At 74.8% G+C, this 20,521-nt stretch carries 12 protein-coding genes; 1 reads left to right on the plus strand and 11 read right to left on the minus strand.

Features of this window, described 5'->3' with window-relative positions; genetic code table 11:
* Window positions 1–21: 21 nt before the first annotated feature.
* From P3T27_RS27425 to P3T27_RS27470, 10 genes are all read right to left on the minus strand, one after another.
* Window positions 22–1,206, minus strand: coding sequence for a cytochrome P450 (locus P3T27_RS27425; RefSeq protein ID WP_280683128.1), 1,185 nt, complete (start codon window positions 1,204–1,206; stop codon window positions 22–24).
* Entirely contained in the window at window positions 1,200–1,985 is a 786-nt protein-coding gene (locus P3T27_RS27430) for a thioesterase domain-containing protein (protein ID WP_280683130.1), read from the minus strand. The genes P3T27_RS27425 and P3T27_RS27430 overlap by 7 nt, the downstream gene beginning before the upstream one ends.
* Window positions 1,982–3,781, minus strand: a complete 1,800-nt coding sequence (locus P3T27_RS27435; RefSeq protein ID WP_280683132.1) for a non-ribosomal peptide synthetase — start codon at window positions 3,779–3,781, stop codon at window positions 1,982–1,984. Before P3T27_RS27435 ends, P3T27_RS27430 begins: the two co-directional genes overlap by 4 nt.
* 9 nt (window positions 3,782–3,790) lie before the next feature.
* The gene (locus P3T27_RS27440) at window positions 3,791–8,221 is read right to left on the minus strand and encodes an amino acid adenylation domain-containing protein (protein ID WP_280683133.1); all 4,431 of its coding nucleotides are present in this window, start codon (window positions 8,219–8,221) and stop codon (window positions 3,791–3,793) included.
* Between the two features lie 32 nt (window positions 8,222–8,253).
* The gene (locus P3T27_RS27445) at window positions 8,254–12,987 is read right to left on the minus strand and encodes a non-ribosomal peptide synthetase (RefSeq protein ID WP_280683135.1); all 4,734 of its coding nucleotides are present in this window, start codon (window positions 12,985–12,987) and stop codon (window positions 8,254–8,256) included.
* A 162-nt stretch (window positions 12,988–13,149) separates the two neighbouring features.
* Entirely contained in the window at window positions 13,150–14,421 is a 1,272-nt protein-coding gene (locus tag P3T27_RS27450) for a glutamate synthase-related protein (RefSeq protein WP_280683137.1), read from the minus strand.
* Window positions 14,418–15,410 (minus strand): asparagine synthetase A, encoded by a 993-nt coding sequence (locus tag P3T27_RS27455; protein WP_280683138.1) that lies wholly within the window; start codon window positions 15,408–15,410, stop codon window positions 14,418–14,420. The genes P3T27_RS27450 and P3T27_RS27455 overlap by 4 nt, the downstream gene beginning before the upstream one ends.
* A gap of 135 nt (window positions 15,411–15,545) precedes the next feature.
* Window positions 15,546–16,835, minus strand: coding sequence for a methylaspartate mutase (locus P3T27_RS27460; protein WP_280683140.1), 1,290 nt, complete (start codon window positions 16,833–16,835; stop codon window positions 15,546–15,548).
* Window positions 16,832–17,275, minus strand: coding sequence for a cobalamin-dependent protein (locus tag P3T27_RS27465; RefSeq protein WP_280683142.1), 444 nt, complete (start codon window positions 17,273–17,275; stop codon window positions 16,832–16,834). The genes P3T27_RS27460 and P3T27_RS27465 overlap by 4 nt, the downstream gene beginning before the upstream one ends.
* Before the next feature lie 216 nt (window positions 17,276–17,491).
* Window positions 17,492–18,784 carry a helix-turn-helix domain-containing protein gene (locus P3T27_RS27470; RefSeq protein WP_280683144.1) on the minus strand — a complete coding sequence of 431 codons (1,293 nt, stop codon included), beginning with the start codon at window positions 18,782–18,784 and terminating at the stop codon, window positions 17,492–17,494.
* A 378-nt stretch (window positions 18,785–19,162) separates the two neighbouring features.
* Here P3T27_RS27470 and P3T27_RS27475 point away from each other — a divergent pair, with 378 nt between their 5' ends.
* On the plus strand, window positions 19,163–19,792 hold the full coding sequence (locus P3T27_RS27475) for a hypothetical protein (RefSeq protein ID WP_280683146.1): 630 nt from the start codon (window positions 19,163–19,165) through the stop codon (window positions 19,790–19,792).
* A 165-nt stretch (window positions 19,793–19,957) separates the two neighbouring features.
* On the opposite strand, the gene P3T27_RS27480 is transcribed toward P3T27_RS27475, so the two are convergent.
* A complete protein-coding gene (locus tag P3T27_RS27480) occupies window positions 19,958–20,131 on the minus strand; it encodes a hypothetical protein (protein ID WP_280683148.1) in 174 nt (57 codons plus the stop codon).
* Window positions 20,132–20,521 lie beyond the last annotated feature (390 nt).

Here is a 20,521-nt window from a genome sequence, read left to right on the forward strand (position 1 = left end):
GCCTCCTGCCGCCGGGCCCGGTCAGCGCGGGGTGAGGCGGACCGGGAAGTGGTCCAGGCCGAAGTTGATGATCGAGCGGTTGTGGGTGACCGGGCCGGTCGGTTCGATCACGGCGACGCGCTCCAGCACCGCCGTGAACAGGGCCCCGAGTTCGGCCTTGGCCAGCGGCGCGCCGATGCAGTAGTGGGCGCCGAGGCCGAGGGCGAGGTGCTTGTTGGGCGCGCGGTCGAGCCGGATCTCCTCGGGCCGGTCGAAGGCCTCCGGATCCCGGTTGGCGGACCACACCCAGACCGCGACCCGGTCGCCGCGCCGGATGCTGCGGCCGTCGAGTTCGGTGTCCCGGCTCGCGGTGCGCAGGGTGTGCAGTCCGACCGAGGTCCAGCGCAGGAGTTCGTCCAGTGCCGCGTCCATGCCGACCTCGCCCTGCTGCAACTGCCGCCACAGTTCGGGGTGTTGGACGAGGGTGTACAGGCCCATGGCGGCGGTGTGGCGGACGGTCTGGACGCCGCCGACCACGATGTTGTCCAGGTTGAGGACGACGTCCTCGACCGGCAGCAGCTTGCCGCCGACCCGGTAGGTGGCCATCCTGCTGATGAGGTCGTCGCGCGGGTCGGTGCGGCGCAGCATCACCTGGTGCAGCAGGTAGGGGATGAGCTGCTGGTGGCCGGCCCGGCGCTCCTCGGGGGTGCGGCCGAGGAAGGCGACGTCGCAGACCCGCTCGACCATCTCGCGGTCCTTCTCGGGGACGTCCAGGAGGTCGCACATGACGGACAGCGGGAGGGCGGAGACGGCGTCGACGAGGTCCACCTCGCCCCGCTCGACGGCCTGGTCGACGATCGAGGAGGCGAGCTCGGCGATGCCGCGGGAGGCTCCGCGGACCGGGCCGGGGCCGAAGAACGGGTTGGCGGGGGCGCGGAGTTCGCGGTGCCGGGGCGGGTCGGTGAGGGCCATCATCCGGCCGGAGCCGACCGGGACCTTGCCCTCGCCGGCTCCGAGCAGCGAGCCCTGCTCGGAGCTGTAGAGGGCGGGGTCGCGCAGCACCTCCGCGCAGTGCCGGTAGGAGAGCACCGACCAGACCGGCCCGTCGTCGACGGTGTCGGTGCGGTGGACGGCGGCCTCCCGGCGCAGCTGCGCGATCAGGCCGGGGGTGTCGGGGCGGGCCCACAGGTCCGGGTCGGTGAGGTCGACCGCGGTGGTGGTCAGCATGAGTACTCCGTCGTGGGCTGGTGGGCGGCGCCGGGCCGCGCGATGAGGGAGGTCAGCAGGTCGACCGGGCCGGGCCCGTCGACGGTGGCGAGCAGGTGACCGCCGGGGACGACGTGGTGGCCGGAGCCGCCGCGGGTGTGGGCCGCCCAGCCGTCGAGCCGGGCGGAGCCGAGCATCGGGTCGTCGACGCCGACGACGGTGTGCAGGTCGGAGCCGATCGGCGGGTGCGGACGGGGCCGGTAGGTGGCGACCACGGCCAGGTCGGTCCGGATGCCGTGCAGCGCGTGTTCCTTCAGCTCGGCTTCGCCCTCGACGAGTTCGCCCATGCCGGCGAGGCGGAGCAGGTCGTCGGCGGTGTGCTGGGGGCGGTCCGGTCCGGCCCAGGCGGCGGGCGGCGAGGCGGAGGCGGCGACGATCAGCTCGGGCCGCCGCTCGGCGGGCAGCGCCCGGGCGACCTCGTAGCCGAGCAGGGCGCCGAAGCTCTGCCCGTAGAAGCCGAACCGCCCGGTCAGGTGCGGGGCGAGGGCGTCCACGACGGCGTCGACCAGCAGATCGAAGCTCGCGGGCATCGGGTGGCCGAGCCGGCCGCCGCGGGCGGGCGGGCGCAGGGCCCAGACCTCGGCGGTCGGGGCGAGGGCGCGGGCGAGCGGGGTGTAGGCGGTGGCGTCGCCCCCGGCGTGCGGGAAGCAGAACAGCCGGAACGGGCGGTGCGGTTGGGGCGCGGGGACGAACAGCCAGTCCCCCTCGACGCGGGGTCGCACCCGCGTGGCGGCGGTCATGCGCCGCTCACCCGGGCGCGGGCCGTCAGGGCGGGCCGGGGGGCGGCGGTGCCGGCCTCGGCGGCCCGCTCGACGGTGGTGGTGAAGGCGGCCAGGTCGGCCGAGTCGAGCAGGTGGCGCAGTTGGAGCTCGATGCCGAGTCGGCGGCGCAGCAGGTGGACGACCCGCAGCGCGGCGAGCGAGTGGCCGCCGAGCGAGAAGAAGTCGTCGGTGGGCCGGACGCCGGTCACGCCGAGCACGGTGCCCCAGACCTCGGCGACCTGTTCCGCCAGTCCGCCGGCGCCCTCGGCGGCCGCCGCCCCGGAGGACGCCACCCCGGAGGACGCCGCCCCGGCCCCGGGGACGGGCAGCGCCGCCAGGTCGACCTTGCCGTTCGGGGTGAGCGGCAGGGCGTCCAGCACGGTGATCACCGAGGGCACCAGGTGCGCGGGCACGGTGGCCCGCAGCCGCTCGGTCAGCTCGACGGCCGTGACGCCGCCGGTGACGTAACCGGCCAGCCTGCGGTCGCCGGGGGCGGGCTCGTACACGGTGACGGCGGCGGCCTGGACGCCCTCCAGCCCGGCCAGGGCGTGCTCGACCTCGCCGAGCTCGATCCGGTAGCCGCGCAGCTTGACCTGGCGATCCACCCGGCCGACGTACTCCAGCCGACCGCCCTCGCCCCGCCGGGCCTGGTCGCCGGTGCGGTACATCCTCCCTCCTTGCCCGCCATCGGGTAGGAGGGGCCCATCGGCCGCGAACGGGTCGGCGACGAAGCGCCCGGCGGTCAGCCCGGGCCGGCCGAGGTAGCCGTGGGCGAGCCCGGGCCCGGCCAGGTACAGCTCGCCGACGACGCCGCCGGCGACCGGGGCGAGCTTCTCGTCCAGCAGGTGCAGGCGCACGCCGGGCAGCGGCTCGCCCAGGTGCGGTCCGGGGCCGCTGATCGGCGCGGTGACGGCGTCGACGGTGCACTCGGTGGGCCCGTACAGGTTGAGGGCGTCGACGCCGGTGTCGGCCAGTTCCCGCCAGGTGCGTTCGGGGACGGGCTCGCCGCCCATGAACAGCCGCGGCACCGGGGCTCCGGTGAGCGGCTCGCGCAGCAGCTCCCAGTGCGACGGGGTCAGGTCGAGGTCGGTGACGGCGTGCTCGGCCAGCAGGGCGGCCAGCCGGGCCGGGTCGGCGCGGTGCTTCTCGCCGATCACCAGAACGGTGTCGCCGCGGCAGATCCGGGCCCACTGCTGGACGGAGGCGTCGAAGGAGACGCTGGCGTTCCAGCCGACCACTGCGGGCTCGGCGCGGTAGGCACCGGTGGCTTCCAGCGCCGCCACCAGGGCGGCGACGGCGCCGCGCGGCACCTCGACGCCCTTGGGGCGGCCGGTGGAGCCGGAGGTGTAGATGACGTAGGCCGGGTCGAGCGGGTCGGCCTCCGGCGGCAGGTCGGGCCCGTCCTCGGCGGCGTCCGGGCGCAGCACCGGCACGCCCTGGGCCGCCGGGAGGCCGTCGGCGCTGATCAGGGCCGCGAGCCGCGCGTCGGTGGCCATGAAGGCCAGCCGCTCGGCGGGGTAGGCCGGGTCGAGCGGGACGTAGGCGGCGCCGGCCCGCCAGACGGCGAGCAGGGCGACCGGCAGGTCGGCGGTGCGTGCCAGGTGGACGCCGACCCGGTCGCCACGGCCGACGCCGCGGGCGCGCAGGGCGCGGGCCAGGGCGGCGGTGCGGCGGTCGAGTTCGGCGAAGTCCAGGCGGTCCGCGCCGGCGAGGACGGCGGTGCGCTCGGGGTGGGCGGCGACGGCGTCGCGCAGGCGGTCCAGCAGATCGGTCATGGCGGTTCCTCAGGACTCTCGGACGGCGGCGGCCATGGCGTGCAGGGCGGCCGTGTAGGTGTCGATGAACTGCTCGGCGGTGCTGTCGGTGACCAGCGAGCGCTGGTGGTCCACGGCGAGCAGCACCCGCTGCGAGACCGGGTCCTGGATCACCGAGGCGCCGAAGGCGAAGCTGTTGGGTTCGTGGCGCAGGGTCGGCTCGCTGCCGATCCGCCCGTCCACGATGCGGGCCGAGCTGAGCCGGCCCAGGGCGTGGAAGCGCAGGTAGCCGAACTGGCTGTCCAGCGCGGTGTCGGTCATCAGCCGGGCCAGGCGGGCGAAGGGCACCCGGCGGTGCGGCATCATGTCGAGCTCCTCCCGGTGGACCTCGCGGGCCAGGGCGAGCAGGTCGTCGGTGGGCTCGCAGCTCAGCGGGACGGTGTTGAGGAACAGCCCGTAGACCTCGGTGCCGCCGAGCCGTTCCAGCCGGCCGTTGACGGCCAGGCCGGTGGTGACGCGCCGTCGCCCGGTGATGGCGGCGAGGGCGTGCAGGTGGGCGGCGAGCGCGACCGACTTGACGGGCACGGCCAGCGCGTCGGCGACCAGCCGCAGCTGTTCGGGCGCCTCGGGCAGCACCCGCTCGACGGTGCGCGGCGCCTCGTGCACGTCCTCGCTGCCGGGGAACAGCTGGCCGCTGACGCCGGACAGCCTGCCGCCCCAGTACGCGAGCGCCTGCTCGTCCCGGGCGGCCTGCCGTTCGACGGCCACGAAGTCGCGGAAGGCGGTGCGCGGCGGCGGGGCGGGGGCGCCGAGCGGGTCGGCGACGAGGGCGGTGTGACGCTCCAGGATCTCGGTGAACAGCGAGGTGAAGCTCCAGCCGTCGAGGATCGCGTGGTGCTCGGAGATGGTGAGCTGGAAGGCGTCCTCGGCGAGGCACTGCACGGTGATCCGGAACAGCGGCGGCGCGGTGAGGTCGAAGGGCGTCCACCGGTGGGTGTCGAACACCTCGCGGATCGCCGCGTCCTGGTCCGGTTCACCGCGCAGGTCGGCGAACTCGACGGGTGCGGGCAGCCGGCCGTGGACGAGTTGCAGCGGTTCGCCGTAGCCGGACAGGTCGAGGCCGGTGCGCAGCACCGCGTGGCGCTCCATGGCCTCGCCGACGGAGCGGCGGAAGGCCGGTTCGTCGAGGTCGCCGGAGATCCGGTAGGAGTTGACGTTGTGGTAGCTGTCGGTGCCGCCGGCGATCTCCATGTGGAAGACCATGGAGAGCTGCATGGACACCATCGGGTAGGCGTCGACGAGCCCGGGCGGCAGGTCGGCGCGGTCCTCCGGGGTGATCAGGGCGAAGGGCTCGTGGGCGTCCGGGCCCTGCTCGACGGGCTTCGCCAGCGGCAGCAGGGCGGCGACGGTGGGGGCGTTGAAGACGTCCCGCAGGCTCACCCCCCAGCCGCGCTCGTGCAGCGCGCCGGCGAGCTGGACGGCCCGGATGGAGTCGCCGCCGAGGTGGAAGAAGTCGTCGTGGACGCCGATGCCGTCCACTCCGAGGACCTCCGTCCAGACGGCGGCGAAGGCCTCCTCCTCCGGGGTGCGCGGCTCGACGTGCCGGCCTGCGGTGGCCGCGCTGCGCTGGCCCGGGGCGGGCAGCGCGGCGCGGTCCACCTTGCCGTTGACGGTGAGCGGCAGCGACTCCAGCACGGTGCAGCTCGCCGGGACCATGTACGGGGGCAGCGAGCGGCCGAGGAAGGCGCGGACGTCGGCGGGCTCGCGCCCGGTGACGTACGCGGCGAGGCGGTCCTCGTGCACGGTGACCACGCAGGCGTCGACCTCCGGGTGGGCGGCGAGCGCGTTCTCGATCTCGCCGAGCTCGATCCGGAAGCCGCGCAGCTTGACCTGGAAGTCGGCGCGCCCGATGTACTCCAGCCCGCCGCCGGGCAGTCGCCGGGCGACGTCGCCGGTGCGGTAGAGCCGGGCCCCGGGCGGACCGTACGGGTCGGCGACGAAGCGGCCGGCGGTGAGGCCGGGGCGGCCCCAGTAGCCGTGGGCGAGGCTGCCGCCGCCGATGTACAGCTCGCCGGCCACGCCGGGCGGGCAGGGCCGCAACCAGTCGTCCAGGACCTGCGCGCTCAGGTGCGGCATCGGCGCGCCGATCAGGCTGCGCTCGAAGCCGGCGCCGCCGGCCAGGTCGTGCGTGGTGACGTGGACGGTGGTCTCGGTGATGCCGTACAGGTTGCACAGGCGGGCCGGGGGCGGCGGGTCGAGCTCGAACCAGCGCTGGACGACGGCCGGGTCCAGCGCCTCCCCGCCGAGCATGATCCACTTCAGCGCGGGCAGGGCGCGCGGGCTGCGGCGCAGGACGGGCTCCAGCTGGCGCAGCGCCGAGGGGGTGAGGCAGAGGAAGGAGACCCGCTCCTCCTCCAGCAGCTGGGCGAACTCCTCCGGCGAGCGGCTGGTCACGTACGGGACGACGACCAGGCGGGCGCCGTGCAGCAGGGCGCCCCACATCTCCCAGACCGTCCAGTCGAAGGCGTAGCTGTGGAAGAGCGTCCAGGTCTCCTGCGGGCCGAAGCCGAAGTGCTCCTCGCCGTCCGCCATGAGCCGGCTGACGTGCTCGTGGGCGACGGCGACGCCCTTGGGGCGGCCGGTGGAGCCGGAGGTGAAGATGAGGTAGGCGACGTCGCCGGGGCGGCCGGCGGCCGGCGGCCGGGTGTCCGGCCGGACGGCCAGGTCGGCGGCCTCGGCGGTCAGGTCGTAGGCCTGCCAGGGGCCTTCGGGCACCCGGTCCGGGCGGTCGGTGACGACGAGGGTGACGTCCGTGTCGCCGAAGACGAGCGCGGCCCGGTCGGCGGGGGCGGCCAGGTCGACGGGCACGTACGCGGCGCCGGTCTTGAGCACGCCGAGGACGGTGACCAGGACGTCGGCCGTGCGGTCCAGCAGCATGCCGATGCGGTGGCCGGGGCCGGCCCCACGGGCGCGCAGGGCGTGCGCGAGGCGGTTGGCCCGGCGGTCGAGCTCGGCGTAGCTCAGGGTGCGGTCGGGGTCGCTGACGGCGGGCCGCTCGGGGTGGGCGTCGACGGCCCGCTCGAACAGGTGGTGCAGGCAGTGGCCGGGGGTGTCGGTGGCCGGGACGGCCTCGGCGGTGCGGGTGGTCAGCCGCAGCACGGTGGCGTCGGGGTCGTCCAGGGCCGCGGTGAGCAGGGTGTCGAACTCGGCGGCCAGCCGGCGGACCGTCCCGGCGTCGAACAGCTCGCTGCGGTACTCGGCCTCGCCGCGCAGCTCGCCGCCGTCGAAGACGGACCAGGTGAGGTCGAACTTGCTGGTGCCGTTGGAGCGCACCCGGCTCTCGGCGGTGGCCGGGCCGAGCGCGAGCGGGGTGCGGTCCTCGCCGTGGGCACCGAACACCACCTGGACCAGCGGCGGGTGCTGCGCGCTGCGGGCGGCGCCGAGGTGGTCGACCAGCTGGTCGAAGGGCACGTCGAGGTAGCCGTAGGCCTCGAAGGCGACGTCCTGGACGTGCTCCAGCAGGTCCCGGAAGCTCAGTGCGGGCGCGAGCCGCAGGCGCAGCGGCAGCAGGTTGACGAAGTAGCCGAGCAGGTGCTCCAGTTCGGGGCGGTCGCGGGTGGTGACCGGGGTGCCGATCACCAGGTCGTCGGCCCCGGTCCAGCGGTTCAGCAGCAGGGCGAAGGCGGCCAGTTGGACGGTGAACGGAGTGACGCCCTCCGTCTCGGCCAGGGCGCGGGCCCGCGCCGCCGTACCGGGGGCGAGGCCGAACTCCTCGGTCCGTCCGGCCGCGCCGCGCTCGGCGGGCCGGGGCCGGTCGGTGGGCAGCTCCAGCAGGGCGGGTGCGCCGTCCAACTGCTCCTTCCAGTAGGTCAGGTGCTCCTCGAACGAGGTGTCGAGGCCCTCCTGCGCGTAGTCGGCGTACTGCACCGTCAGCTCCGGCAGCGCGGCCTCGCGGCCCTGCACCGCCGCGCCGTACAGCTCGGCGAGTTCGCGCGCGAAGACCTCGGCGGACCAGCCGTCCCAGACGATGTGGTGGACGGTGAACAGCACCGTGGTGCGCTCGTCCGCGAGCCGGAAGGCCTCGGCGCGCAGCAGCGGGCCGGCGGCCAGGTCGAAGGGCTCGGCGCAGCGGGCGGCGAGCAGCTCCTCAAGACGTTCGGCCCGGCCGGGGTCGTCGAGCGGGCGCAGGTCGGTCACCGCGAGCGGCACGGCGCGGGTGTGGTGCACCTGCTGGCGCGGGCCGTCGGGGTGCAGCGCGAAGGTGGTGCGCAGCGCCTCGTGCCGGGCCGCCAGGGCGTCCAGCGCGTGCTGGAGCAGCGGGAGGTCGAGCGGGCCGGTGACGTCGACGGTCCAGGGGGTGCAGTAGGTGACGGCCTGCGGATCGAGGCGGTCGAGGAACCAGAGGCCGCGCTGCAGCCCCGAGACGGGCACGGTGCGCGCCGGGTGGTCGGACGGGCTCACGGCCTCGTTCCCTTCGGATGCGGTACGGCCCGTCATCGGGCGGCCAGTCGTTCGGCGATGGCGCTCACGGTCCTGGCCCGGAACACCAGTTGCGGGGGGACGCGGGTGCCGGTCTCCCGGGACAGCCGCATCGCGACCCGGACGGCGGCCAGCGAGTTGCCGCCGATCCGGAAGAAGTTGTCCTCGCGGCCGACCTCGGCGAGTTCGAGCACCTCGCACATCGCGTCGGCGACCAGCCGTTCGGCCCCGGTCAGCGGCTCGGAGACGGCGGCCCGGCGCCCGGCGGGGGCGGGCAGCGCCTTCCGGTCCACCTTGCCGTTGTGGTTGAGCGGCAACGCGTCCAGGACGTCGATGGTCGCGGGCACCATGTGCTCGGGCAGCAGGCCGGCCAGGTGGTCGAGCAGCACGTCCGGATCCGGTGCGTCGGCGCCGACGGTGACGTAGGCGGCGAGGCGGTGATCACCCGGGGCCGGCTCGTGGACGGTGACGGCGGCCTCCTGGACGGCCGGGTGGCGGGTGAGCGCGTCCTCGATCTCCCCGGGCTCGACCCGGAAGCCGCGGATCTTGACCTGGTCGTCGATCCGGCCGGTGACCTCCAGCAGGCCCTCGGCGTTGACGTAGCCGCGGTCGCCGGTGCGGTAGAGGCGTTCGCCGGGGGCGCCGAACGGGGAGGCGACGAAGCGCCCGGCGGTCAGCCCGGGCCGGCCGAGGTAGCCGTAGGCGAGGCCGGCGCCGGAGGCGTACAGCTCGCCGGTCGCACCGGGCTCGACGGGGCGCAGCCGCTCGTCCAGGACGAGGATGCCCTTGCCGTTCAGCGCGACGCCGATCGGCACGGAGCTGCCGGTGACGTCCGCGGGGCCGACCTCGTGGCAGGTGGTCAGGCCGAGGCTCTCGACCGGGCCGTAGCCGTTGGCGACCACCAGGCCCGGGTGGTTCTCCAGGGCCTTGGCCACGTGGGTGACGGAGGCCCGCTCGCCGGCGGTGATGGCCAGCTTGAGGCCGTCGAAGGTCTCCGGGAGCTCCTCCAGCAGGAAGTTGAACAGGCTCGCGGAGAGCTGGAGTTCGGTGACGCCGTGGCGGCGGGTCAGCTCGGCGATGGTCTGCGGGTCCGGCCGCTGGCCGGGCTGCAGGACGCACGCGCCGCCGAAGCAGAGCGCGCCGTAGAGCTCCAGGGCGAAGGCGTCCCAGGAGACCGGCGAGCACTGCAGCCAGACCTCGTCCGGGCCGAAGCGGGCGTAGTCCTGGCCGAGGTAGGTGGTGGTGAGCGCGCGGTGCGGGACGGCCGCGCCCTTGGGGCGGCCGGTGGAGCCGGAGGTGAACATCACACAGGCGAGGTCGGCGCCGTCGACCGGCAGGCCGAGGTCGTGCGCCGCGTACCGGGCCAGTTCGGCGGCCGAGGCGTCCAGGTCCACCTGGCTCCGGACGGCGAACGGCACGGTGGCGTGCCGGTGGGTGATCACCGTGGTGGCGCCGGTGTCGGCGACCGCGCCGGCCAGCCGCTCGGCCGGGAAGTCCGGGTCGAGCAGGGTGTAGGCGGCGCCGGTCTTGAGTGCCGCCAGCAGTGCGGTGACCAGGTCGGGACCGCGGTCGGCCAGCACGGCGACGGTGTCGCCGCGGCCGATGCCGAGGCCCACCAGGTGGCGCGCGAGCCGGTTCGCGGCGGCGTTCAACTCGCCGTACCCGACGGTCCGTTCGCCGGAGATCAGGGCGGTGGCCTGCGGGGCCCGGGCGGCCTGCGCCTCGAACAGGGCGTGCACCGGCACGTCGAGGGCGGCGGCCAGGGTGCCCAGCCACTCCTCGCACAGGCCGGCCATGGTGGCGGGCCCGAAGAGGTCGCTGTCGTACTCGAAGCGGCCGGTGAAGCCGGTGCCGCGGTCGTCCACCGAGACGGACAGGTCGAAGCGGGAGACCGGGTTGGAGTGCAGTGCGCGGGTGACCTCGTGTCCGCCGACCGTGAACGGCCGGGTGTCCAGCGGGTGCAGCTCCAGCAGCACCTGGCAGAGCGGGTTGCGGTCCTCGGGGCGCTCGTCGAGCACGGCGTTCGCGATGTCGTCGAAGGGGACCTCCTGGTGCCGGTAGCCGCCGATCGCCACCTCGCGCACGTGCCCGACCAGCTCGCGGAAGGAGGCGCCCTCCTCCAGGTGCAGCCGCAGCGGCAGCAGATTGACGAAGTAGCCGATCAGACCGTCGAGTTCGGCCCGGCCGCGAACGTTCACCGGCGAGCCGAGCATCAGGTCGCGCTGCCCGGAGCGGCGGTGCAGGGTGAGCGCCAACCCGGCGAGCAGCACCATGAACGGGGTGGCGTCCTCGCTGCGGGCGAGCGCCCGGACGGCCTCGGCCACCGGGTCCGGCATCGTGAACCGGTGGAAGGCGCCACGGAAGGCCTGCTCCTCGGGCCGGGGCCGGTCCGGCGCCAGCGCCGGGGCGGTCGGCGCGTCGCGCAACTTCTCGCGCCAGTAGTCCAGTTGGCTGTCGACCGTGTCGTCCTGGTACTGCCAGGTGGCGTAGTCGCCGTACTGGACGGCGAGTTCCGGCAGCTCTGCGGGGCGCCCCTCGGCCAGCGCGGCGTACAGCTCCTGGAGTTCGGCCTCCAGCACGGGCAGCGAGCCCTCGTCCCAGACGATGTGGTGGAGGAGCAGCAGCAGCGTGGTCGCCCCGCCGGCCCGGAAGACCCGCGCCCGCACCAGGGGCCCGGACGCCAGGTCGAAGGGCTCCAGCGCGGCCTCGGCGACCAGGTCGTCCACCCGGTCGGCGGTGGTCTCGGTGAGCGTGAACGGCAGCTCCACGGCCGGGTGGACGACCTGGCGCGGACCGTCCTCGGCGAGCTCGAAGGTCGTCCGCAGGCTCTCGTGCCGCTCGACCACCCCCGCCAGCGCCCGCCGCAGCAGCTCGGGGTCGACCGGCCCGGCGAAGCGGAACACCCAGGGCACCACGTAGGTCGGCGCGTCCGGGTTCCACTGGTCGAGGAACCACAGGCCGCGCTGGAACGTGGACAGCGGGGCCTCGGCGGCGCCCGAGCGGACCGGTGCCGGGCGCCGGCCGCCGGCCGCGGAGGTCACCGCGGCGGCGAACTCGGCCAGCGTCGGCGCGTCGAAGATGGTGTACGGCGACACCATGCCGAAGACGTCGAAGACCCGGCCCACCACCCGCACGGCGGTCAGCGAATCGCCGCCCAGGTGGAAGAAGTTGTCGTCGGCTCCGACCTCGGGCACCCCGAGCACGTCCGCCCAGACCGCCGCGATCAGCTGCTCGGCGGGGGTGCGCGGCGGCCGGCCCGCCGGCCTGTCCCGGGGCGCCGCCTGCGGCTCGGGCAGCGCCCCGCGGTCCACCTTGCCGCCGGCGGTCAGCGGGAAGGCCTCCAGTGCGGTGAGCGTCGCCGGGACCATGTGCTCGGGCAGCCGCTCGGCCAGCCAGGCCCGGGCCTCGGCGTACGGCGGCGCGGCGCCGGTCACGTACGCGGCCAGCCGGCCCTCGTGCGCCACCGCGACGCAGCCGGTGATGCCGGGGTACCCGGCCAGCACCTGCTCGATCTCGCCGGGCTCGACCCGGAAGCCGCGGATCTTCAGCTGGTGGTCGCCGCGCCCGAGGAACTCCAGCGGTCCGTCCTCGGCCGTCCGGCGCACCACGTCGCCGGTGCGGTACATCCGCGCGCCGGGGGCCTGCGGCCGGTCGGCGCGGGGGTCCGTGGTCGGGTCCGTCTTCGGCTCCGACTCCGGCTCTGTCCTCGGCTCCGGGAGCAGCGCCGCGAACGGGTCCGCGACGAACCGGCCGGCGGTGAGACCGGGACGGCCGAGGTAGCCGGAGGCCAGCAGCGGCCCGCCGACGTACAGTTCGCCGGCCGTGCCGGGCGCCACCGGCCGCAAGCACTCGTCGAGCACGTAGAGCCGCCGCCCGCCGAACGCGGTGCCGATCGGCACGCCGGCCTCCGGCTGATCGTCGGCGAGCCGGTGGGTGGTGGCGGTGACCACGGTCTCGGTCGGCCCGTACGCGTTCAGCAGCGGCACCCCGGTCCCCGCCCGCCAGGCGGCCGCGGTGGCGGGCTCCAGCTTGTCGCTGCCCGAGATCATCAGCCGCAGGGTTCGCGGCACCCGGCCGCCCAGGGCCGCCACCACGTCCTGGAAGTAGCCTGCGGCCAGGTTGGCGACGGTGACGCCCTCGGCGTCCAGCAGGTCCAGCAGCGCGGCCGGCGCGAGGATCCGCTGCTCCGGGAGGACCAGGCAGGCCCCGACGGACAGCGTGCCGAGCACCTGCTCCACGGCCACGTCCACCGTCGGACGGGCGAACTGCAGCACCACGTCCCGCTCGGTCAGGCCGAAGGTCTCGACGACGCCGGCCAGGTGCCCGGTCAGGGCGGTGAGCGGAACGTGCACGCCCTTCGGACGGCCGGTGGTGCCGGAGGTGTAGATGACGTAGCCGGCGCCCGCGCCCGTCCCGCCGCCGAGTCGGGTGAGCTCGGTGAGCTCCTCACCGTCGAGGGCGAGGGAGGCCCCGGCGTCCTCGGCGATCCAGCGGTTGCGCTCCTCCGGGGCCGCACGGTCCAGCGGCAGGTAGGTGGCACCCGCCCGCAGGACCGCCAGCAGCGCGACCACGTGGTCCAGCCGGTCGCGGCCGGTGACGGCGACCGTCCGCCCGGGGTCGAGCCGGGCGGCGAGGGCGGCGGTCAGACCGTCCAGCTCCCGGTAGCCGATGGTCCGGCCGCCGGTCCGGACGGCCGGCCGCTCCGGGAAGCGGCGGACGGCGGCGGCGAACGGCGCGAATGCGGGCACCGTGCATTCAGTGGGGAAACCGCGTGAGGACATCATCCAACCCCAGATCGTGAGAGAAATCGGCGACGAAAGCGACGATAGGCAGAATTCGACAGTCCTATCGGCAGAATGAGCGGAAGGAAATCGGCAGTTTCCTGCTGCGGCCTTCCGGGCAGGCCACGACTACCGGCCCGCGGTGATTCCGAACCCCTCGGGGGACCAGACGTCCTCCCGATCCAGGGCCTGGGGAGCGTATTTCCCGAGCGCACTGATCAGCAGCCGGAGTTCCAGCTCCAGGCATTCCGTGAAACGGCGGAGCCCGGATTCCCGGTCCTCCGCGACGGCGAGCAGCGCCGCCCGCCCGAGGCCCACCGCACGGGCCCCCAGCGCCAGGCTCTTGACCGCCCGGGCGCCTTCCCAGATCCGCCCGGAGACCAGCAGGGACGGCGGTGGCGCGGCCGCCAGTCGGCGCAGGCACTCCGCGAGCGGCAGGCCGACGTGCGGCAGGAACACTCCGGGCGCCCAGCCGGTGCCGCCCTCCGCGCCGTCCACCACGACGGCGTCCGCTCCGGCCTCGTGCGCCACCCGGGCGGCCTCGGCCACGTCCCGGCCGGGGTAGAGCTTCACCCAGATCCGCACCCGCGGGTAGTTGTTGCGCATCAGCCGGATCTGCTGGCGCAGGATCTCCGCGGTGAAGGTGCCCGGGGTCGCGGCGCGCAGCACCCGCCCGTCACCGAACAACGGGTCCAGCCCGAAGCGGTCGCCGAGCGCTGCGGCGGCCTCGGCCTCCAGCACGGTCATCCCGCCCAGGCCCGGCTTGGCCCCCTGGCCGACCTTCAACTCGAAGGCCAGGCGCCCGGATTCGAGCAGTGGCAGGGCGGCCGGATCGCTGTGGACGAGGTTCCAGACCTCGGCATCGGCGTCCTCGGTGCTCTGCTGCACGGCCACGCCGCCGAGCCCGTCCGGGAGTTCCTCGGCGTAGGCGCGCAGCCGGCCCAGCAGCGTGCGGTCGGTCGCTTCGCCGAGCCGGCCGTAGCCGTTGACCGGCACCACGTTCTCGCCGATCACCATCGGGATCCCGAGCGCACCGGCCTGCCGGCTCAGGGCCAGCCCGAGGTCGCCGCCGGCGGCCCGGGTGGATCCGGTCGCGGAGACGTACACCGGCAGCGCGGAGGCGAACCCGCCGATGGCGGTGGCGAGTTCGACGTCCTGGTAGGTGGGCTCACGGCCGAGGTCGATCAGCTTGGCGAGGCGCTGCGGCAGGAACAGCGGCGGGACGATCCGCAGCGCGTCCAGTGCGTCCGGCGCCGTCGCCCGGTCCGCCGCCTCCGGTCGACCGGCGCCGAACAGCACGTGTCCGTACTCCTCGGCGGGCGGGAACGCGGCGGCCGCCCCGGCGCGGGCCCGCTGCCGGACCTCCTCCTCCGGGAATCCCGGTGCGCTGAGGTCACTCATGGGGACACCACCCCGGCGAGCTTGGGGAAGGCGCTGGCCTGCCAGACGGCGTCCAGCCCGGCGACGTACCGGGTGAACCGCTCGACCCCGATGCCGAAGCCCGCGCTGGCCGGCACGCCCTCGCGCACCAGGTCCAGGTACCAGCGGTACTTCTGCGGGTTCTCGCCGGTCTCCCGCATCCGGGTGATGATCTCCGCGTAGTCGTTGGTGCGCTGGCTGCCGCTGCACAACTCGCCGTAGCCCTCGGGCGCGAGCAGGTCGAAGTTCCGCAGCAGGCCCGGGTCGTCCGGGTGCTCGCGGTCGTAGAAGCCGCGCGAGCCCTTCGGGTAGTCGGTGACGAAGAACGGCCGGTCGCGCCTGGCCGACAGCAACGCCTCGCCCTCCCAGTCGAGTTCGGCCTCGGCGCTCTGCGGGTGCCCGATGCCCCGCAGTTCGGCGACCGCCTCCGCGTGCCGGATGCGGCCGAAGGATCCCTTCAGGAGTTCGGCGAACGCCTGTGGGTCCCGGCCGAGTTCGGCGAACTCCTTGGGCAGCTCGCGTACCGCGCTGTGGACCATGTGCACCACCAGGTCCTCGGCCAGCTGGACGACGTCGTCCCGGCTCGCGCCGGCGACCTCCACGTCCAGCTGATGGAACTCGGCCAGGTGCCGGCTCGTCCCGGCGGTCTCCAACGGCTCCAGGCGGACGTTCGGGGCGATGCAGAAGATCTTGTCGAAGGCGAGCAGCGAGGCCTGCTTGTACAGGATCGCGCTGGTCATCAGTTTGTAGCGGTGGCCGTAGAAGTCGATGTCCACCTGCTTGGAGCCGCGCGCGCCGGGGTCGGTGACCGGTCCGATGATCGGCGGCAGCAGCTCGGTGAAGCCCAGGCCGCGCAGGAACTCACGGGCTGCGGTGAGCAGGTGCTGCTGGAGCCGGAGCGCGCTGCGGGTGGCCGGCGCGGTCAGGTGCCGGCCGGGATCGGTCGGGGGAAGGGGCGTGGGGTCTGGCATGGCGGGTCCTCTTCTCTCGCGGGGCGTCTGTTCTCGTGGAGCGTCCGTGGTTCTCGGTCGTGGATCTCGGTCGTGGAGCGCTGGTCGGGTGCGTCATCGGGCGGTGCGTCATCAGGCGGCGCGCCACCGGGCGGATCACCGCACGGCGGGAAGGCCTCGGGCTGCGGGCGCGGCCGACCGCACGTCCCGGCCGTCGTAGCGCCGCTGGACGTGGGAGAGGGCGGCCAGCAGCCCGGCCGAACCGAGGATCGGCGGGCGGCCGCCCTCGACGAGCCCGGCGATCGGCATCGAGCCGACGGCGGACCACCGCAGCCGCCCGTCCGGGCCCAGCGAGCTGCGCGTCCGCCCCGCGTTGTCGGGGTGCAGGCAGTACGGCACGTCCAGGTAGCCGGCCGCGAACGCCCGCACCAGGGCCCGCCCGAGGTCGGCGTCCAGGTCCAGCACCGCGCCGATCAGCGCCCTGGCCTCGGCCTCGATCCCGGTGTCCGGCGGCGCGGCGGGCCGCGGGCGGGCACGCTCCGCCGCGGCGGCCGCGGCGGCGGTCTCCAGCGCCCGGACGTTCTCGGCGACGGTCGGGATGCGGTGCGCCTCGGCCGTGGTCTTGACGATCAGCCTGGCCGCGCCGCCGCGCACGGCCAGCCGCGCCGCGTCCTCCAGCAGCAGCCGCGCGCCGCCGGGCGAACGCGGGTACACGCCCATGTACGCGTACACCACGAGGTGCCGGTCGACGTCCGCGAGCAGCTCGCCCGCGATCCGGCCGAGCGCGGCCAACGCCTCCTCGTCCTGGCGGGCGTTGGCCTGCTGGGCGTAGCTGAGCGAGATGCTGCGCAGCCCGTGCTGGCGGAAGAACAGCGCCTCCAGCACGCTGATGGCGATCAGCAGCGAGGGCGGGCAGAGCTGGCCCATCATGCAGCCGCCGAAGGTCTCCAGGTGCGGCTCGGCTCCGAACTCCCTGATGGAGGCGAGAAGTTCGCAGCTGCGCTGCCAGCAGTCCACCGCTTCGTGGAGCGGGGTGCGGCCGTACGGCAGGCAGTAGGAGACCGGTCCGCCCTCGGTGGCGTCCAGGCCTGCCGCCAGCAGCGCCTCGAAGATCCGCTCCGGCGCGGCCGACCCGTGCCGGACCTGCACCGGGAAGCCCGCGTCCGCCACCCCGCGCAGCACCGCCCGGGTGACCTCGACCGGGTGGGTGGCGATCGGGTAGCCGTTGAGACCCGCCCCGACGGCCAGTGCGTCCCGCGCGGCCCTGAGGTCGCCGGTGCGGGTGTAGCTGTCCAGGGTGATGGTGCCGACGGTCACCGCGGCCGCCCCCCGGGTGGCGAGCAGGCCCTCCCGCATCCGGTCCGCCCCCGCCATCCCCATCCGGGGCTGGACCACCAGTGCGCCGGCCGCCGCGGCCTGCGCCACGAACGCGCCGAAACCCGTCACAGCAGGACCCGGGGACGCAGCCCGGCGACGAACTCACGGAACCCGGCCACCGAGGCGCCGTCCTCGAAGACGGCGTCGAACCCGGCCGCCAGCAGCGTCCGCTCGCGGTCGGGGTCGTCGGCTCCGGCGATGCCGAGCTTGCCGCCGATGACGGTCGGCGTGCGCCGCAGTTCCGGGCAGGCACGCAGGACCGGGATCACCCGCAGGCCCTCCTGGTGGCCGTGCCCGTTGACACTGCTGATCACGATCAGGTCCGGCGCGATCCGGCGGCATTCGGAGAGCAGCAGCGCGTCCGGGACGCATGCGCCCAGATTCGTCACCCGGTGCCCCAGTTCCTCCAGCAGGAACTGCAGGAACACCAGGTTCCAGGTGTGCGAATCCGAGGCCATCGTCGTCACGACGATGTCCAGCCCGCGATGTTCGGCCTGTCTGTGATCCACAACTCAACCCTCATCGGTAGAGATCGTCGATGGAATTCCGCCGACGCCCCGGCCGGCGGCCTGGGAATTCCGGCGCGTGTTCCGCGAAGGCCCGGCCCCGCGGAGAACGTTAGGAACGATCGGGTCCGGCAAGCGGCAGCTCATGCGGCAAGAAGCGGCAGAATCGGCAGGATCGGCGCCCGGCCGGCGAACTGCCGCCCGGCCCGCGCACGATGGTCAGCCCGCGACGGCCAGCAGCGGGACGTCCCCACCCGGCGCGAGCCGGAGTCCCCGCTCCTCCCGGACGAGGCGCCGGCACAGGTTGAGCACCGTGAAGCGCACGCCGTCGCGGGCGGGCACGCTGCGGATCAGCCCGCGCGACAGCAGTTCGTGCACCGTCGCCAGGCAGGTCTGCAGCGCCCAGCCGCTGCGGACCGCCGCGTCCTCCCCCGACCAGTCCCCGGGCTCGTCGACGAGCACGTCGAGCAAAGCACGCTGATGCTCCGTCAGTCGCCGGATCGCCGGCTCCACCTCGTCCCGCACGTCACCGCGTGCGCCGAACACCACCGGCGGTGCCGCCAGCGTGAACGGGACGGCCGTCAGCCGGGCCACCAGCTGGGCGGTGGACTGCACCAGCGCCCACCCCGCCGCGCGCTCCAACGCGCCCGGCAGGCCGTCCAGATGGCGGCAGAGCTCCGCGACGGCGGGAGCCTCGGAGCGCTCCAGGGTGTAGCCGGGGCGCAGCCTGCACAGGTGTGAGAGCAGCAGCCGGACGGCGCCGACCTGCGCCAACGCCTCCGGTTCGGCGTCGAGTTCGGGGGCCGGGACGGGCAGCGGCGCGAGCGGGATGACCTGGCCCCCGGGCAGCGGCCGGGCCTCCCGGGCGGTGATCAGCACCCGCAGCCCGGGGCAGTGGCGGAACAGCCCGTCCAGCTGCCCGGCGTCCACCCCGCCGTCGGCGCCGTCCAGCACCAGCAGGGCGGTCCGGTCGCCGATCTCCCGGACGATGTCGTCCGGCAGGCCGCGCCAGGGGTGCGGACCGCCGCCGCAGTCCACCCACTGCACCGACCAACGGGCGCTCAGGTGCAGTCGGCGGGCCACCTCCAGGGCGAGCCGGGTCTTGCCCACCCCGCCGAGCCCCACCAGCGAGACCAGCCGGTCCCCGTGCACGGCGAAGGCGTCGGCCAGCACCTCGGCCTCCATCTCCCGGCCGACGATCGCCCCACGCGCCACCGGCGGGGCGGCCGGCTCGGCCACCGGCTCGTCCGCGAGCGGGTGCCGGCGGGCGGCCTCCTCGAAGTCCGTCCGGCTGCGACCCTCCAGCCGCAGCGCGTCCGCCAGCAGCCGGACGGTCTCGTTGCGGGGCCGGCGCACCCGGCCGCTCTCCATGTCCCGGATCGCCCGCACGCTCAGGGTCGCGTGATCGGCCAGGCACTGCTGGGTCAGCCCGATCCGCTCACGCCGTAGCCGCAGCAGCTCGCCGAAGCCCGCCGCCGTCCTCACCGCCTGCATCGACTGCCCGCCGTCCATACCTCGTCTGCCCTTCGTGGTCCGGACTCCAACTGGGGTCGGGCCCGGCGGCGGCATCAGCATCGGGCACCCGCGCGGCCCGTGGTCCGGCCGTACGAGCCCCGGTGGTCAGGCTGTGGCCTCCGAACCGGTTCCCTCCGGTTCCCGATGCTCCAGGCTCGCCGTATATGCCCGATCAACGGACGATCACCGGCCCCACCCACGACCTTCACTCCGGCCTCACAGGCCGTCCGGCCCCGGTCGGAGCCTGGTTCCGACCTCGCCCGCCGAGTTCTGAAACAGGATCGGGATAGTTCCCGCACCAGCCGGTGAACGACCCGCACTTACGTTGTTCACACACCGGTGAACCGCACCGGCCGACGACAGCAGGAGAGCCTCATGCGCACGCGCCGCCTCGCCCTCACCGCCGCCGCCGTCGCGGCGCTCGCCGCCACCGCGACGGCCTGCGGGCCGGACAACAGCGACGCGGGCGCCACCGCCGCCAGCCCCGCGGCCACCGCCGCGGCGCCCACCGGGGCCGCACCCACCGGGGCCGCGCCGACGAAGGCCGCCACCACGCCCAAGTCCCCCGCCGCACCCTCCTCCCCCGCCGCCGACAAGAGCGGGTACGGCCAGACCTGCGGCGCCAACGACCTGGTCCTCGGCGCGAAGGCCGAATCCCAGGCCGGCGGCTACATCCTGATCACGGCCAAGGCCAAGCCGGGCATCACCTGCACACTCCCCGGAACCCACCCCACCATCGCGTTCGGCTCGGGCGGCATCGAGGCCGCCGGCGCCGAACACGCCACCGGCGATCCGATCACCCTGAGCGGCACCAAGACCGCGTACGCGGGCGTCATGTCCAAGACCACCAAGGACAACCAGGCGGTCGAGTTCACGGACGCCATCGTCGGCATCGGCAACGCCGACCCGAACCCGGCCAGCGTCCCGGTCGGCAGGACCCCGGTCGACAAGCCGATCGTCACCAACTGGCACACGCTCCCGAAGGACGCGGTCCCGGGCATCTGACGAACGCTCACCACCCGTCGGGCACCTGCGGGAGCGGTCCCGGATCGCCGCACAGGCGGACGAACCACGCCAGGGCGAATCCCGAGGCCCCGGGCCCCACCGTCCATGACCGCGCGTCCGCCGTCGGGCGGCGCGGCGCCCGACGGCGGGGTTGTGGGCCGTGGGTCAGTGCACGGTCACGGTGAACACGGGAGAGGCGGTGTTTCCGCTGACGATGCGCAGCTCGTTCAGGCCCTTGAGGCCGAGCTTCACGCCGAGCGAGTAGGAGCCGTTGCGGGCGGTGGTCACGGAGGCCGGCAGGGTGACCCACGTGCCGTGCTGCTTCTGCTGCAGGGTCACCTTGTTGCCCGCCTTGAGGCCGGTGGTCGTGCCGGTGACCCGGAACAGCTGCCAGGCCTGGACGGACGTGGCCGACGGCTTGGCGGTGATGCCGGCCTGCGCGGCGGCCTGCTGCGAGGTGGCGGAGGTGGGGACGGCGGCGGGGGGTGGCGGAGGTGGGGATGGCGGCGGGGGTGGCGGCCATGGCGGTGCCCGCCAGCCCGAGGGAGAGCACGCTGAGGGTGGTCACGGCGGCCAGGCGCAGGGAGTTCCGCTTGGAGACGATCACGGGTGCACCCCTTTCAAGGGGAGGTGGTTGCTCGGCCCGAAGGCACGGTCGGTGCGATCCGGGCTCGGTCATCCGTAGGGACGCCCCGCTCCACGCATCGGGTTGTGCGCGGATAGTCACCG

It is taken from the genome of Kitasatospora sp. MAA19 (assembly GCF_029894125.1).
In the GTDB taxonomy this organism is placed as follows: domain Bacteria; phylum Actinomycetota; class Actinomycetes; order Streptomycetales; family Streptomycetaceae; genus Kitasatospora.

Coding starts and splice junctions, on each gene's coding strand:
- P3T27_RS27425 (WP_280683128.1), bottom strand. CDS start 1,206: ATGCTGACCACCACCGCGGTCGACCTCACCGACCCGGACCTGTGGGCC.
- P3T27_RS27430 (WP_280683130.1), bottom strand. CDS start 1,985: ATGACCGCCGCCACGCGGGTGCGACCCCGCGTCGAGGGGGACTGGCTG.
- P3T27_RS27435 (WP_280683132.1), bottom strand. CDS start 3,781: ATGACCGATCTGCTGGACCGCCTGCGCGACGCCGTCGCCGCCCACCCC.
- P3T27_RS27450 (WP_280683137.1), bottom strand. CDS start 14,421: ATGAGTGACCTCAGCGCACCGGGATTCCCGGAGGAGGAGGTCCGGCAG.
- P3T27_RS27455 (WP_280683138.1), bottom strand. CDS start 15,410: ATGCCAGACCCCACGCCCCTTCCCCCGACCGATCCCGGCCGGCACCTG.
- P3T27_RS27470 (WP_280683144.1), bottom strand. CDS start 18,784: ATGGACGGCGGGCAGTCGATGCAGGCGGTGAGGACGGCGGCGGGCTTC.
- P3T27_RS27475 (WP_280683146.1), top strand. CDS start 19,163: ATGCGCACGCGCCGCCTCGCCCTCACCGCCGCCGCCGTCGCGGCGCTC.